We start from the raw sequence: 13,501 nt of genomic DNA, 5'->3' as shown, positions 1-13,501 counted from the left end.
GGCTCCGGGCCGCTGCCGAAGGTGTCCCCGTTTCCGTCCCGATCCGTCCCGCCGGACATCCGGTACGCGCGCGTGCCGCCCGGCTCTTGACGTGGGGGCACCCCTGGCCTCATATGAGACCGGGCCTCGGTCGCATCCGAATCCGTGTCCGTATCCGGCCCCCCGTCCGGACCTGGACGCGGTGGGGCCCGTGGAGGGGGAGGTACGGTGCGAGATCGGCAGGCGTTCCAGGACGCCCGCCGGGCCCGGGAGTTCGAGGCGTTCGTCGCGGGCGCGGCAGGCCGGCTGCTGCATGCCGCGACCCTGCTCACCGCGGAGGCCCCGGACGCCAACCCGCGCGCACGGCGCCTGCTGGCCCTCGCGCTCGCGCACACGTACGCGAGCTGGGACCGGCTGCGCGGCGAGGACCCGTACGACCGGGCCCGCCAGCACCTGGCCCTGCGCTTCGCGAACTCCGTCTGGCACCGGTACGCCGGGCCGCTGAGCCGCACCCGCCCGCACCCGGACAGTGCCCTCGCCGTCCTGACGGCCCAGGAACGCCTGATCCTGGTGCTGCGGCTGTACGAAGGGGTCGCCGAGGAGCAGACCGCGGCCCTGCTGGGCCTGCCCACGGAGCGCGTGCACGCCATCTGCGACCGGGCCACCGCCACCCTGCTGCACCCGCCGGCGAAGGCGGCGCCCACTGTCATGGGAGCGAAGGTGGCACCGTCGTGAACCGCGTCCAACGCGAGGCCGCCGCCCGGCGGATCATGGACCAGCGGCCGCCGCGGGTGCCGCCCGACCTGCACGGCGAGGTGCTGCGCCGGGGCGGCCGCCTGCTGCGCCGCCGGCGCACCGCCCGCCGCGTGCTGTGGCTGCTGCTGAGCGCGGCGGCGGTGGCGTTCATCTGGTGGGCGGCGGTGGTCCGGCCGTGGGCGCAGCCGCCGTCCACGACGACTCCGCCCATCGTCGGCTGGTGACCGGGACCTAGCCGAGCGCCTGCTGCAGGTCCTCCAGCAGGTCGTCGACGTTCTCGATGCCCACGGACAGGCGCACCAGGTCGGCGGGCACCTCCAGCGCGGAACCGGCCGCCGAGGCGTGGGTCATCCGGCCCGGGTGCTCGATCAGCGACTCGACACCGCCCAGGGACTCGCCGAGCGTGAACACCTTGGCGCGGTCGCAGACCGCGACCGCCGCCTCCTCGCCGCCCGTGACCTGGAAGGAGATCATGCCGCCGAAGGCCTTCATCTGCTTGGCGGCGGTCTCGTGACCGGGGTGGTCGGGCAGGCCCGGGTACAGCACGCGCGTCACGCGCGGGTGCCGGGTCAGCATGTCGGCGATCCGTGTGGCGTTCTCGCTGTGCCGGTCCATGCGGACCGCGAGCGTCTTGGTGCCGCGCAGCACCAGCCACGAGTCGAACGGTCCGGCGACCGCGCCCATCGCGTTCTGGTGGTACGCCAGCTCCTCGCCCAGCGCCTGGTCCGACACGATCAGCGCGCCGCCGACCACGTCCGAGTGACCGCCCATGTACTTCGTCAGCGAGTGCACGACGACGTCCGCGCCGAGCGAGAGCGGCTGCTGGAGGTAGGGCGTGGCGAAGGTGTTGTCGACGACGAGCCGGGCGCCCGCGTCGTGGGCGACCTGCGCGACCGCGGCGATGTCGGTGATGCCGAGCAGCGGGTTGGACGGGGTCTCCACCCAGACCGCCTTGGTCTGCGGGGTGATCGCGGCGCGCACGGCCGACGGGTCGCTGGTGTCGGCGACCGACCACTCCACGCCCCACCGGGAGACGACCTTCGCGAACAGCCGGAACGTGCCGCCGTAGGCGTCGTTCGGGATGACCACGTGGTCGCCCGGGCTGAGCAGCGTGCGCAGCAGGGCGTCCTCGGCCGCCAGTCCGGACGCGAACGCGAGTCCGCGGCGGCCGCCCTCCAGCGCGGCGAGGTTCTCTTCCAGGGCGGTCCTGGTGGGGTTGGCGCTACGGCTGTACTCGTAGCCGCCGCGCAGACCGCCGACGCCGTCCTGCTTGTAGGTCGAGACCTGGTAGATCGGCGGTACGACCGCACCGGTGAGGGGGTCCGCCGTGTTGCCCGCGTGGATGGCGAGGGTCTCGAAATGCTGACTGATGTGCCTGTCGCTCATAGGTCATGAGCCTAGTGCTCACCTCCCGGCTCACGCGTCCCGAAGGCCCGCGGCCCTGGCATGTACCGCGCACCTCGGCCTGCGGGAAGGTGCCGCCGCCGTTCCTCCGCCCCTCGTTGTCCACAGGCCGCGACGACCGGTTGGCCAATTGTCGGCGCCGTCTGGTTCGCTTGACGCATGGCGATTCTCTGGGCCCTGATGGCGCTGCTCCTGCTGAGCTTCGTGCTGCTCCCCGTCCTGCGGCGGCGGCGCGGCATGATCGAGCAGGTCCACCCGAGCCACCCGGACGCCGCCGACCCGGCGGACTACGGATTCGTGCGCGAGGAGGACCTGGACATCCGCATGCCCGGGCCCGACCACGACCTGCTCGACGTCCTGGACGTGGTGCAGCGCACGCACGACTACCACGCGGCGGCCCAGCTGCTGGCGGGCACGGAGATCGCGGGCGAGCTGCGCTGGCAGCGGGTGCAGGCCTTCGCCGGCGCGGCGGCGCTGGAGCTCCAGCAGCGCCCCGGCGGGGTCAGCGAGACGCCGGGCGGGCAGTGGCTGCGGGTGTGGCGGGCCGAGCAGCCCAAGGACGCGGGCGGCGCGGCCGTGCACGCGGAGTTCCTGGTGCAGCAGGCGTGGCGGACGTCGACGCCGGGCACGGACGACTTCCGGATCATCATGGAGGAGGCCAGGGACGCTTGCGGGCAGGCAGCGCTGCTGTCCCCCGGCGACCCGGTGCCGTACGTCATCGAGCTGTCGGTGGCCCGCGGGCTGAAGTACACGCAGCAGGAGTTCGAGCAGCTCTGGCTGAAGATCCTGGACCGCGCGCCCGCGCACATGGGGGCGCACCTCGCGGCCCTGCACTACTGGTGCGAGAAGTGGCACGGCTCGCGCGAGACGGCGTACTCCTTCGCCGAGGCCGCCGCCGCACGCGCTCCGCGCGGCTCGCTGCTGGCCGCGATGCCGCTGTTCGCGGTCTTCGAGCACCTCCCCGAGGTCAACCTGGTGGCGAGCTTCTACCAGAGCGAGGTCGTCACCAAGGCGGTCCACGGCGCCCTGCACGCGGTGCACTCGGCCCGCGAGGACGACCCGATGCTCGCCCACGTCCGGCACCTGCTGGTCTTCTTCCTGGTCCGCTCCGAACGCTGGTCGGAAGCCATGGCCGAGCTGATACACGTCGACGGACACGTCGGAGCCCTGCCGTGGACCCTGTCCGCGAACCCGGCCGCCGAGTTCGCCCTGTACCGCGCACTGGCGGTCGCGGGCTACGAGGCGAACGGCGGCAGCCCGGCCACCCTGCCCGGCTGAGCAACCGGCCACCCACGGCCCTCGGAAATTCGGTGGCCGCCTGAACGGGCCCGCCCGCACCCTGTACGCCATGGAAGAACCGCAACGCAGGATCCGCGCGGCCCACTCGGAATCCACGATCACCGTCTACCAGGCGTACTCCCCGGAGATCGGCGGCCCGGCCGTCCGCGACGGCCGCTTTCCCGGTGCGTGGAAGCGGGACCGGATGACGTGGATCAAGCCGTCGTTCCTGTGGATGATGTACCGCTGCGGCTGGGGCGCCAAGGAAGGACAGGAGACCGTCCTGGCCGTGGAGATCAGCCGTGCGGGCTTCGACTGGGCGGTGCGCAACGCCTGTCTGTCGAGCTACACCCGCGGGGTCCACCCCGACCGGGCCACCTGGCAGCGGCAGTTGAAGCACGCGCCGACCCGGGTGCAGTGGGACCCGGAGCGCGACCTGCACCTGCGGCCCCTGCCGTACCGGTCCCTGCAGCTCGGCCTGTCCGGCGAGGCCGCACGACGCTACGCGGACGAGTGGACCCTCGCCATCCGTGACGTGACCCCGCTCGCCCACGAGATCCACGCCCTCGTCAGCGCCGGCGACCTGACCTCCGCAGCCCGCCTGCTGCCGGAGGAACGCCCCTATCCCGTCGAGGAGGAGTCGCTCGCCCGCCTCGACGGGTGAAGGGCCGGTCCGCCCGGCAGACCGTTCCGGCCCTCAGCGGGCGGAAGGTGTCGATCGCGGTAACGACTCGGCAGGTGCCCTGAGCCGACGCGGCCGGGCAGGCAACCGCCGTTCGGATCAGCCGGGGCGGCCCTTCGGATGATTGCCGGGCGCCTCGTGGGCCGGGCGGCTTCCGCCGGGATACCTCGTCCCAGCAAGGGACGAACCCCGTACGCCGTGAGGAGCTTGGGGATGTACGTAGCAGTCCGGCGGTACGAAGGAGTGACCGATCCGGCCGAGGCGGCACGTCTCGTGGGCGAGGGGTTCGTGCCGCTCATGCGTCAGGTGTCCGGCTTCGTGGCCTACTACTGGATCGACGCGGGAAACGGTGTGATGGTCTCGACGAGCGTCTTCAGGGACCGGGCCGGTGCCGAGGAGTCGATCTCGGTCGCTGCGGACTTCGTACGGGACAACCTCGCGTCGCTGCTCCCCAACCCGCCCGAGGTCATGGCCGGCGAGGTGGTGGCTTCCGCGTGACCGCGTTCGGTCCGGCCGGGCCGGTCCCTCCCCTGAGGCCGGTTCTCCGAACGAGGCCGGACGTGAGAGTTCGAGACGCCTTCACGGACCCCGGCCGGTGAGCCGGTCCCGGCACCCTGCCCCTAGTCGAACGCCACGACCAGGCGGACACCGTCGCCGCCGAAGCGGTCGGCGAGGGCCTTCATGACGGCGAAGACGTGTGGCCAGTGTGTCTGTGGGCCCAGGACGGCGCCGGCCGTCAGCGGCTCGTAGGCGCAGATCAGTTCACCGGTGGTCCACTCGACGCGTTCCGCCGTGGTGTCCGGGGCGCACGGGGGTACGCCGACGGCGGCCGGCACGTCCGGCGGCCAGGGCCGGGAGACGAGTCGGGTACGCCGTAGCCACGGTTGCGACCGCTGATGCCAGGTCACACGGCCGACGTGGTGCTCGGGTGCCGTCGCCGGATCGACGGAGGCGATCTCGGCCCAGCTGATCCAGCTCACGCCGTCCAGCTCGCCCCGGTCGATCCAGGGGCCGAGCTGTGCGCGTATGCCGCTCGACGCGTCGGCGGGAAGACCGCGACCGGGTGCGAGCGGCCGGAACCCCGCGTGGTTGCGGACGCCGAAGAGGAGGCCGAAGGACGTGTAGTCGGTCTCGTCGTACAGCGGCCACAGGTCCATGGCGGTCACCCACGGCTCGCCGTCGTAGTCCTCGGTCCCGGCGTAGGGATGACGGAACTCGATCCCGCCGTGGATGTCCGTGCCCATGGTGAGGGACCTTAACGATCCTGGCCCGCAGGTCGCACCGTACTTTCGGCCGTCGCCGACCTGGTTCGCCATGAAGCACCGCACAGAGGACAATGGGTACTCCGCGCCGGGTGAGGTGGTGGCGATGCCCGCTTGGCATCTGCGTGACTATCACGACGACGATCTCGACCAGGCCATCCAGATCTGGGACCAGAGCCGGCAGGCCGACGAGCACCGGGTGTTCCCCGTCTCCGAGGTGATGGCCGCGGCGAAGGCCGGGCAGACGGCGGTGGTCGCGGTGGTCGGCGGGCAGCTGGTCGGCATGGCCGTGGCCCAGGCCGCCGACAAGCGGGGATGGATCCTGCTGGTGGCGCTGGCCTCGCGCTGGCGCGAGCGCGGGATCGGCAGCGCGCTCCTCACCGAGCTGGAACGGCGGCTGCGGGCGCTGGGGGTGCGCCATGTCAGCGCGCTGCTGCCGGCCGGGGCCGCCGGGACGAAGGCCCTGGAGAACTCGGGCTACCGGTCGCGGTCCGGCCTGACCTACTACGAGAAGCAGGAACCGCCCGGCACCGCGAACGCCGACGTCCTCGCCGCGCTGGGCGGCCGCATGCTGCCCGAGGGGCTCTGGGACGCCATGGCCGGCATGGAGCGCGAGAAGGAGATCGTCGAACGCCGTGTCGTGCTGCCGCTGACCGAGCCGGCGCTGGCGGACCGCTACGGCGTCGTCCCGCCCAAGTCGATCATCCTGTTCGGGCCGCCGGGCACCGGGAAGACCAGTTTCGCCAAGGCGGTGGCCTCGCGGCTCGGCTGGCCGTTCGTGGAGCTGTTCCCCTCCCGGCTGGCGGCCGACACGAACGAGGGGCTGGCCGTGGCGCTGCGGGAGGCCTTCGCGGACCTGGCGGAGCTGGACTCCGTGCTGCTCTTCATCGACGAGGTCGAGGAGATCGCCGGTGTGCGCTCCGGGAAGGCGGTCGACCCGGGGCACGGCGTGACCAACGAGCTGCTCAAGCTGATCCCCGTCTTCCGCGAGCACGACGCACGGCTGCTGGCCTGCGCCACCAACTCGGTGCGTTCGCTGGACGCGGCGTTCCTGCGACCGGGCCGGTTCGACTACGTCATCCCCATCGGGCCGCCGGACCCCACCGCCCGCGCGGCGATCTGGGCCCGCTATCTCACGGCCTCGGACAGCTCGGTGGATCTCGGCCGACTGGTGCAGGCCAGCGAGCTGTTCACCCCGGCGGACATCGAATTCGCCGCCCGCAAGGGGGCCCAGGCGGCGTTCGAGTACGAGGTGACGCATCGCGAGGGGCGCGCGGCCACCACCGAGGACTACATGGCGGCCATCGGTGAGACCCGGCCGACTCTGACCCCGCACACGATCGAGGAGTTCGCCGAGGACATCGACACCTACAGCCGGCTCTGAACCGTAGGGTGGGCGCGTGTCCCGTCGCAGAGGCGGCCGTGCCGCGGACGTCCCCGGCATCGTGGCCGGGCGGTTGCCCGGCTACCGGATCGCGTCCGTGGTGCCGCTCGGCGAGGGCCTGGACAACCTGGCGTACGAGGTGAACGGCGAGCTGGTCGTGCGCTTCGCCAAGGAGCCCGACCCGGTACGGCGCGGCGCCCAGGTGGACCGCGAGGCGCGCCTGCTCGCCGCCGTCGCCGGCATCTCGCCGCTGCCCGTCCCCGAACCGGTGTTCACGGTCGCGGAGCAGGGATGCATGGCCTACCCGAAGCTCCCGGGCGTCCCGCTGCTGGAGCTGCCGCGGCACGGACGTGCGGCGCACGCCGCGTCGATCGGGGCCGGGCTCGGCGACTTCCTCGCCGCGCTGCACGCGGTGCCGGCCGGGCGGCTGGCCGGTCTGGTGGACGCGGACCGCCGGCCGACCGCCGAGTGGCGCCGGCAGGCCGCTGCGGACCACGCGTCGGTGGCCGGGCGGATACCGGCGGAACACCGGCGGCCCGTCGAGGCGTTCCTGGCCGCCGCGCCGCCGGACGACGACCACACCCCGGTGTTCTCCCACAACGATCTGGGCATCGAGCACGTCCTCGTCGACCCGGTCACGTGGACGGTGACGGGCGTCGTCGACTGGAGCGACGCGGCGGTCGTCGATCCGGCCCGCGACTTCGGGCTGCTCCACCGCGATCTCGGCCCGGCTGCCACCCGCGCCGCCGTCCACCGCTACCGAACCGGCACCGCGGACCCGGCGGCTCTCGTCGAACGCGCCGTGTTCTACGCCAGATGCGGCGTCTTCGAGGACCTGGCCCACGGCATCGGGACGGGACAGCACCGGTACGTCGACAAGAGCCTCACCGCACTGGAGTGGCTGTTCGCGTCCTAGGAGCCGACCTGGCCGGGGCCCAGGTGGTGCCATGCGTGAGAGCAGCCGTCGGCGCAGAAGCGCGCCCGTCGGCGGGCGTCGGCAACGGCCAGCAGAGCGACGAGCAGCCGGAACGCCCTGGGAAGGTCGTAGGAAGGGAGTCCGGTCATGTGCAGCCGCCACCGTGTCAGCATCACCGCCGGTGAGTACGTCGGACGCACGCCGGAGCGCGCGATGGCCTCGGGGACGTCGGCCTCCGTGGCACTGGCCTGCACACAGAACTGCTCCAGAGCCCTCAGCACAAGACGTCGGTCGTCCTCCGCGAGGCCGGCGAACCATGCCACGCCGTCCGCCGTAGGACGCAGTCCCTGGGCGAGCTGGTTGATCATCAGCTCGTGCTGGTGCATGTCCGCCTCCCGCCGGACCGAGCGAGCCGTTCGCACCGTCATGGTGCCCGGTGATGGTCTCCGGCCGCTCGACGTTTTCCGTCCGGCGGGCCCGGCGGGAGGAACGGCACGCGACGGCCTTCCGGTTCAACGAGCCGGTGGAGACGGGCTCCGAGGAGGACGTCGTCCGCGGCGACCTCGGCGACCTCGGCGACCTCGGCGACGACAGCTTCGAACCGGCCAGCGCCGGAGTGGTCCTCCCCCGCTGACGGCCACCACCCGATCGCGGGACCTTCAGTCCCCGCCCCGATGCCGGGACACCTGTTCGCGGGCCGTGTGCCATCGGGATCTGGCCTGGGCGACCACGAGGTCCCACTCGCGGCGGATCTCGTGGTCGGACGGGCGGTGGCCCTGGCGGATCCGGCCGAGTTCGTCGCGTACCTCCCGGCCCAGGGCCGCCGACGCGACGAGGACGAGGGCGACCGCGAACAGGGCGGAGACCATCGCGAAGACGGCGCCGACCACGCCGTAGCGTTCGACGGAGGAGTTGAACAGGCGCGGCATGTACAGCTTCGCGCCGGTCGAGCAGGCCGCCGTCAGGACGGCGCCCGCGACGGCGAAGGGCAGCAGGTCCCGGCGGCCGATCCGTCGCGCGGACAGGATCCGGCCGCTCCAGACCAGGAAGGCGGCGGTCACCGGTACCTCGCACAGCGAGGCGGCCACCCGCGGCACGGTCCCGCCGCTAGGCGCGGAGAGCAGCGCGGTCACCACCGCGTAGCCGCCGAAGCCGAGGATCCACCACAGGCCGTTGCGGGTGTTGCGCACGCTGAGCGGCTTGAGTTCCCAGGTCTGTTCGAAGAGCCGCTGGGCCGCTCGCGCGAAACTCAGCACCGAGATCACCAGGAACACGGCCCCGAAGACGCCGACGCTCGCGCTGGTGCCCTCGGCGGGCGAGAAAAGGGAGTTGACGGCGGTGGCACCCGCTCCGGTGAGGTGGTAGCGCCTGATGATCCGTGCCGCGGCGTCGGCGTGCACGAAGGTGCCGAGGACGGCGCCGAGCAGGATGGAGAGCGGGATCAGCGTCGTCAGCGCGCTGGAGGCCAGGGCCATCGAGCGGTCGAAGCCGACGATCCGCTGGAACCGGTTGACGACCCGCAGCGCGAAGGCGGGACGAAGCCAGAACGTCAGTGTCCTGACGAGGCGTTCGCGGTTGATCCCCGCCGTACTGCCCTCCGTGAAGATCAGGAATCGGGTTCGGGAGCCGGGTTCTCGGCCTCCGCGGCGACCAGAGCCTAGGGGACGGCCACCGGTCGGCCGGAGAGCGACACGGGAAGCGTCGGCCCGGGTCCCGGACGGGATCCGCCGCCGCGGACGCCTCGGCCGGGCGGACGGCGCTACGCTGCCGTGCCATGCAGGGGACGCGCCTCGACACCGGCCGGATCCGGGCGGCTCGCCGGGTGATCGACCCGGTGTTCCTGGACACCCCGCTCTACCGCTGCGAGGCGCTGGAGCCCGGCCTCGGATGCGCGGTGAGCATCAAGCTCGAAACGGCGAACCCGGTACGCAGCTTCAAGGGCCGCGGTACCGAACTGGCCGCGAGCCTCCTCGCGGCCAGTGGCTCGACGGCCGTGGTGTGCGCCAGCGCGGGCAACCTCGGCCAGGCCCTCGCCTGGTCCGGGCGGAACCGGGGACTCGACGTGACCGTCGTCGCGTCCCGCTCGGCGACGGCGGCCAAGCTGGACCGGATCCGCGCGCTGGGCGCCCGGCTCGAACTGGTCGACGGCGACCACGAGTCGGCCCGCGACCGCGCGGCGGCCATCGCGCGGTACGACGGCGTCCGGCTGCTGGAGGACAGCCTGGACGTGGAGACCTGTGAGGGCGCGGCCACCATCGGCCTGGAACTGGCCGGTGCCGTACCGTCGTTCGACGCCGTCCTGATCGCGCTCGGCGGCGGGGCGCTGGCCACCGGGGTCGGTCACGTGCTGAAGGCCCTGGCGCCGGAGGTCGAGGTGATCTGCGTCCAGCCGCTGGGCGCACCGGCGATGACCCGCTCGTGGCACGCGCGGCGCGTCGTCACGACCGGCCCGGTCCGCACCATCGCCGACGGCGTCGCGGGCCGCCGTCCCCTGAAGGCCGTCCTGGACGACCTGCTCCTGGTCGCCGACGACGCGGTCCTGGTCCGGGAGGCGTCGATCGTCGCCAGCATGCGCATGCTCCTGGAGCACGCCGGGCTGGTCGTGGAGCCGTCGGCCGCGCTCGGTGTCGCGGCGGTCCTCGAGGACCGCGACCGTTTCGCCGGCCGGCACGTGGTCACCGTCGTGTGCGGCGGCAACGTCGACGCGGACGCCTACCGGGGCTGGGTCGGCGGCTGACGCGGACACCTACCGGGGCTGGGTCGGCGGGTGACGCGGCCACGGGTCCCGCCGCCGGACGTCGGGCCGGCCGGTGTCACACGGTCGGCCTCCCGTGAACTCGTCCGCCGCACGGCGCTAGCCCGGATGCCCTGTCCGGGATGCGTGCCGGGGGCAAACCGCCACAGGATCCGGTCATGCGGACATCAACTCTCATACGCTCCAGTTCCTCGTCGGCGCGGCGCGGTGGCGCACGTCATGTCATATCCGCGGCCGTCGCCTGCTCGGTCGTGCTGGCCGCGACCGCGGCGTGCGCCGGACCGGGCGGCCACAGCAGTCACGTCGGCGCCCCGGGCGTGAACATCCCGTCCGTGTCGCACTCGCCCGCCCCGAAGAAGGCTCCGCCCCTGCCGGGCGTCGGAAGCGTCATGTCCAAGCGCGTACCGGCCCAGGCCCAGCAGGCCGTGGTCGTCTACGGCGACGGCCGGGACTCCGACGAGGGCACCGTCGTGCTCTACCAGAAGCAGAACAACGCCTGGAAGATCAAGGGCAGTTGGCCCGCGCACAACGGCAGGGCGGGCTGGACGACCGCGCACCGCCTGGACGACGACCGCAGTCCCGTCGGCGTCTTCTCCCTGACCGACGCGGGAGGGTCGCTGGAGGATCCGGGCAGCCACCTGCGCTACTGGTACGACGACAACGCCTTCACGTCGATGATCGACGAGGACGTGGACGAGGACACCGCCCACCAGTTCGACTACGTCATCGCCATCGACTACAACCGGCTCAAGGGCGTACCGCCGTTCGACTGGACCCGTCCGCAGGGAGTGGAGAAGGGCGGCGGCATATGGCTGCACCTGGACCACGGTGACGGCACGTCCGCCTGTGTCACCGTTCCCGAGTCCGGCATGAAGACCCTGCTGCACACCCTGGATCCGCGCCTTCACCCGGTCGTGGTGATGGGCGACCGGGCCCGGCTGAAGGCCTGACCCGCGGCCCGCGGAGCCACCGCGGGCGGCCGCCCGTCCGGCGAGGGCCGGCCCTCGCCTTACCGGTGAAGGCGAGCAGCAGGACGGCCCGCCAGGCGCCCTCCCGGCCGAGTCCTCGGGTCGTTCCGGACCCGCGGGTGCTTCCGTCTCCGTCCGCCACGGTGGGGATCGTGGCGCCGGGGCACGCGGCCGGGGGCGTGGTGACGTGCCCCCGGCCCCGGCGCGGGCCGGCCGCGGTCAGCTCTCGGCGCGGGCCGGCAGACGCCAGCCCGGGCGCGGGAAGTGGCAGGTGTAGCCGTCCGGGTAGCGCTCCAGGTAGTCCTGGTGCTCGGGCTCGGCCTCCCAGAACGGGCCGACCGGCTCGACCTCGGTGACGACCTTGCCCGGCCACAGTCCGGACGCGTCCACGTCCGCGATCGTGTCCTCGGCGATCCGCTTCTGCTCGTCGTCGACGTAGTAGATCGCCGAACGGTAGCTGAGGCCGATGTCGTTGCCCTGGCGGTTCTTGGTGCTCGGGTCGTGGATCTGGAAGAAGAACTCCAGGATCGCCCGGTAGTCGGTCTTCTCCGGGTCGAAGAGGATCTCGATGGCCTCCGCGTGCGTGCCGTGGTTGCGGTACGTCGCGTTCGGCACGTCCCCACCGGTGTACCCGACCCGGGTCCCGGTCACGCCCGGAAGCCGGCGGATCAGGTCCTGCATCCCCCAGAAGCATCCGCCCGCCAGCACGGCCCTCTGCGTCTGCCCAGCCATTACGGACCCTCCAATTTCTCTCAGCTCGGTCACTCGGGCTGTTCGGCCCGTCCATCGCCGGCCTCCCGCGCCCACTCCCCACAACACGCGAGGGCCCCGGGCGATTCCGCGTCCCGTCCGCAAGGGTCCGGTGGTGATCGCGTACGGCGGCGCACCGGGCGCGATCACCTGCCCGCCGGGGCTCCGGCGGGCCGCCGCTCCGCACCACCGCCGCCGGCAAGCCGCCGCGAAAGGGGTTGCGTCCGCCGGGCAGCACGGGCTGAATGGCTCCCATGGCCGAGATCCGAGGCTCCTGGGACGAGTTGTTCGCCGCCGTGCCCACCATGCTCTCCGGGCTGCTGGACGAGGGGGACGTGGGAGGTGCCGTCGCCGTCTTCGTGGACGGACGGCCCGTGGTCGACGCGTGGGGCGGGTTCGCCGACGCGGGCCGGACCGTGCCGTGGGAGCGGGACACGATCGTCAACGTGTACTCCGTGACCAAGACGATGACGGCCCTGTGCGCGCTCGTCCTGATCGACCGGGGCGAGCTGGATCCCGACGCGCCGGTGGCCCGGTACTGGCCGGAGTTCGCCGCGGCGGGCAAGGCGGGCGTGCTGGTGCGGCACGTGCTCTCGCACACCGCCGGGCTGCCCGACTGGGAGGGGCCGGTGGAGGAGCTGTACGACTGGACGACGGCCACGGCGCGGCTCGCCGGGCAGGCTCCGCAGTGGGAGCCGGGGACGGCGGCCGGGTACCACTCCCTGACCCAGGGGTTCCTCGTCGGCGAGGTCGTGCGCCGGATCACCGGGCTCAGCGTGGGCGAGTTCTTCGCGGCCGAGGTGGCCGGACCGCTGGGCGCGGACTTCCACATCGGGCTGGGCGGCGAGGACGACCGGAGGGTGGCGCTCACGGTGCCGCCGCCGGGCCGGGACGAGGACTACGCGGCCGGGGCCCGGGACGGCGACGCGTCCCGTGCCGGTGTGGCCGTCCTGCGCGTCCGGGACGGCAACTCCCTCGCGTGGCGGCGCGCCCAGATCCCCGCCGCGAGCGGGTTCGGCAACGCCCGCTCCGTCGCCCTCGTGCAGTCCCTGCTCGCCTGCGGCGGAACGGTCGGCGGAGCGCGGGTGCTGTCGCCGCAAGGTGCCGCAAGGGCGCGGGAGGAGCAGTTCGACGGTGTCGACCGGATCCTCGGCATGCCCTCCCGGTACGGCCTGGGCTACGGCCTGTTCGGCAGCGCCCTCGGCTGGGGCGGCTGGGGCGGCGCGCTGGTCTGGGTCGACCCGGACGAGCGGATGGCGATCGCCTACGTCACCAACCAGATGCGTGAGCCGGCGGCCGACAACCGCGCGGTCGAACTGGTGATGGCCGCGCAGGACGGGATCAAGGGCCTGCGGGGGTGACCGGGT

The 13,501-nt window shown here is 72.9% G+C and carries 16 protein-coding genes; 11 read left to right on the top strand and 5 right to left on the bottom strand.

Features of this window, described 5'->3' with window-relative positions:
* Nucleotides 1-207 precede the first annotated feature (207 nt).
* Together ACIQOE_RS16505 and ACIQOE_RS16500 are read left to right on the top strand one after the other, a co-directional pair.
* Entirely contained in the window at nucleotides 208-714 is a 507-nt protein-coding gene (locus ACIQOE_RS16505) for a sigma factor-like helix-turn-helix DNA-binding protein (RefSeq protein WP_351318670.1), read from the top strand.
* Complete coding sequence (locus tag ACIQOE_RS16500) at nucleotides 711-959, top strand: hypothetical protein (RefSeq protein ID WP_351318668.1); 249 nt, start codon at nucleotides 711-713, stop codon at nucleotides 957-959. Before ACIQOE_RS16505 ends, ACIQOE_RS16500 begins: the two co-directional genes overlap by 4 nt.
* A 7-nt stretch (nucleotides 960-966) precedes the next feature.
* On the opposite strand, the gene ACIQOE_RS16495 is transcribed toward ACIQOE_RS16500, so the two are convergent.
* Nucleotides 967-2,121, bottom strand: a complete 1,155-nt coding sequence (locus tag ACIQOE_RS16495) for a cystathionine gamma-synthase (protein ID WP_365563346.1) — start codon at nucleotides 2,119-2,121, stop codon at nucleotides 967-969.
* 177 nt (nucleotides 2,122-2,298) lie between these two features.
* Between ACIQOE_RS16495 and ACIQOE_RS16490 the strand changes: the two genes are divergently transcribed.
* The 3 genes from ACIQOE_RS16490 to ACIQOE_RS16480 all read left to right on the top strand — a co-directional run bounded on the left by ACIQOE_RS16490 (nucleotide 2,299) and on the right by ACIQOE_RS16480 (nucleotide 4,597).
* Nucleotides 2,299-3,417: a hypothetical protein gene (locus tag ACIQOE_RS16490; RefSeq protein WP_365570875.1), complete on the top strand. Its 1,119-nt coding sequence runs from the start codon at nucleotides 2,299-2,301 to the stop codon at nucleotides 3,415-3,417.
* Nucleotides 3,418-3,487: 70 nt separating this feature from the next.
* A complete protein-coding gene (locus ACIQOE_RS16485; protein ID WP_401412059.1) occupies nucleotides 3,488-4,081 on the top strand; it encodes a DUF4291 domain-containing protein in 594 nt (197 codons plus the stop codon).
* Between the two features lie 231 nt (nucleotides 4,082-4,312).
* On the top strand, nucleotides 4,313-4,597 hold the full coding sequence (locus ACIQOE_RS16480; RefSeq protein WP_362643955.1) for a hypothetical protein: 285 nt from the start codon (nucleotides 4,313-4,315) through the stop codon (nucleotides 4,595-4,597).
* A 122-nt stretch (nucleotides 4,598-4,719) separates the two neighbouring features.
* On the opposite strand, the gene ACIQOE_RS16475 is transcribed toward ACIQOE_RS16480, so the two are convergent.
* On the bottom strand, nucleotides 4,720-5,343 hold the full coding sequence (locus tag ACIQOE_RS16475; protein WP_401412057.1) for a hypothetical protein: 624 nt from the start codon (nucleotides 5,341-5,343) through the stop codon (nucleotides 4,720-4,722).
* Nucleotides 5,344-5,467: 124 nt separating this feature from the next.
* Here ACIQOE_RS16475 and ACIQOE_RS16470 point away from each other — a divergent pair, with 124 nt between their 5' ends.
* Together ACIQOE_RS16470 and ACIQOE_RS16465 are read left to right on the top strand one after the other, a co-directional pair.
* Entirely contained in the window at nucleotides 5,468-6,745 is a 1,278-nt protein-coding gene (locus ACIQOE_RS16470; protein ID WP_351318659.1) for a bifunctional GNAT family N-acetyltransferase/ATP-binding protein, read from the top strand.
* A 16-nt stretch (nucleotides 6,746-6,761) separates the two neighbouring features.
* Nucleotides 6,762-7,661, top strand: a complete 900-nt coding sequence (locus ACIQOE_RS16465; RefSeq protein WP_401412055.1) for a phosphotransferase family protein — start codon at nucleotides 6,762-6,764, stop codon at nucleotides 7,659-7,661.
* Here the strand turns inward: ACIQOE_RS16465 and ACIQOE_RS16460 are convergent.
* Nucleotides 7,658-8,047, bottom strand: coding sequence for a DUF5958 family protein (locus ACIQOE_RS16460; protein ID WP_401412053.1), 390 nt, complete (start codon nucleotides 8,045-8,047; stop codon nucleotides 7,658-7,660). The two genes, ACIQOE_RS16465 and ACIQOE_RS16460, sit on opposite strands and share 4 nt — an antisense overlap.
* A gap of 53 nt (nucleotides 8,048-8,100) precedes the next feature.
* Between ACIQOE_RS16460 and ACIQOE_RS16455 the strand changes: the two genes are divergently transcribed.
* Nucleotides 8,101-8,295 (top strand): hypothetical protein, encoded by a 195-nt coding sequence (locus ACIQOE_RS16455; protein WP_401412051.1) that lies wholly within the window; start codon nucleotides 8,101-8,103, stop codon nucleotides 8,293-8,295.
* 25 nt (nucleotides 8,296-8,320) lie between these two features.
* Here ACIQOE_RS16455 and ACIQOE_RS16450 read toward each other — a convergent pair whose 3' ends face one another.
* A complete protein-coding gene (locus ACIQOE_RS16450; protein WP_401412049.1) occupies nucleotides 8,321-9,136 on the bottom strand; it encodes a hypothetical protein in 816 nt (271 codons plus the stop codon).
* A 299-nt stretch (nucleotides 9,137-9,435) separates the two neighbouring features.
* Here ACIQOE_RS16450 and ACIQOE_RS16445 point away from each other — a divergent pair, with 299 nt between their 5' ends.
* On the top strand, nucleotides 9,436-10,398 hold the full coding sequence (locus ACIQOE_RS16445) for a threonine/serine dehydratase (RefSeq protein WP_401412047.1): 963 nt from the start codon (nucleotides 9,436-9,438) through the stop codon (nucleotides 10,396-10,398).
* A gap of 176 nt (nucleotides 10,399-10,574) precedes the next feature.
* Nucleotides 10,575-11,366 carry a hypothetical protein gene (locus ACIQOE_RS16440; RefSeq protein ID WP_351318651.1) on the top strand — a complete coding sequence of 264 codons (792 nt, stop codon included), beginning with the start codon at nucleotides 10,575-10,577 and terminating at the stop codon, nucleotides 11,364-11,366.
* A 237-nt stretch (nucleotides 11,367-11,603) separates the two neighbouring features.
* Here ACIQOE_RS16440 and msrA read toward each other — a convergent pair whose 3' ends face one another.
* Entirely contained in the window at nucleotides 11,604-12,116 is a 513-nt protein-coding gene (gene msrA / locus ACIQOE_RS16435; RefSeq protein ID WP_351318649.1) for a peptide-methionine (S)-S-oxide reductase MsrA, read from the bottom strand.
* Between the two features lie 272 nt (nucleotides 12,117-12,388).
* On the opposite strand from msrA, the gene ACIQOE_RS16430 reads away from it, so the two are divergent.
* Nucleotides 12,389-13,495, top strand: a complete 1,107-nt coding sequence (locus ACIQOE_RS16430) for a serine hydrolase domain-containing protein (RefSeq protein ID WP_401412045.1) — start codon at nucleotides 12,389-12,391, stop codon at nucleotides 13,493-13,495.
* The last annotated feature ends 6 nt before the right edge of the window (nucleotides 13,496-13,501 follow it).

The sequence above is a fragment of the Streptomyces sp. NPDC091282 genome (assembly GCF_044757385.1).
GTDB lineage: Bacteria > Actinomycetota > Actinomycetes > Streptomycetales > Streptomycetaceae > Streptomyces > Streptomyces gramineus.
The sequence above is the reverse complement of the archived record's forward strand: the minus strand, read 5'-3'. Positions and strand labels throughout refer to the sequence as shown.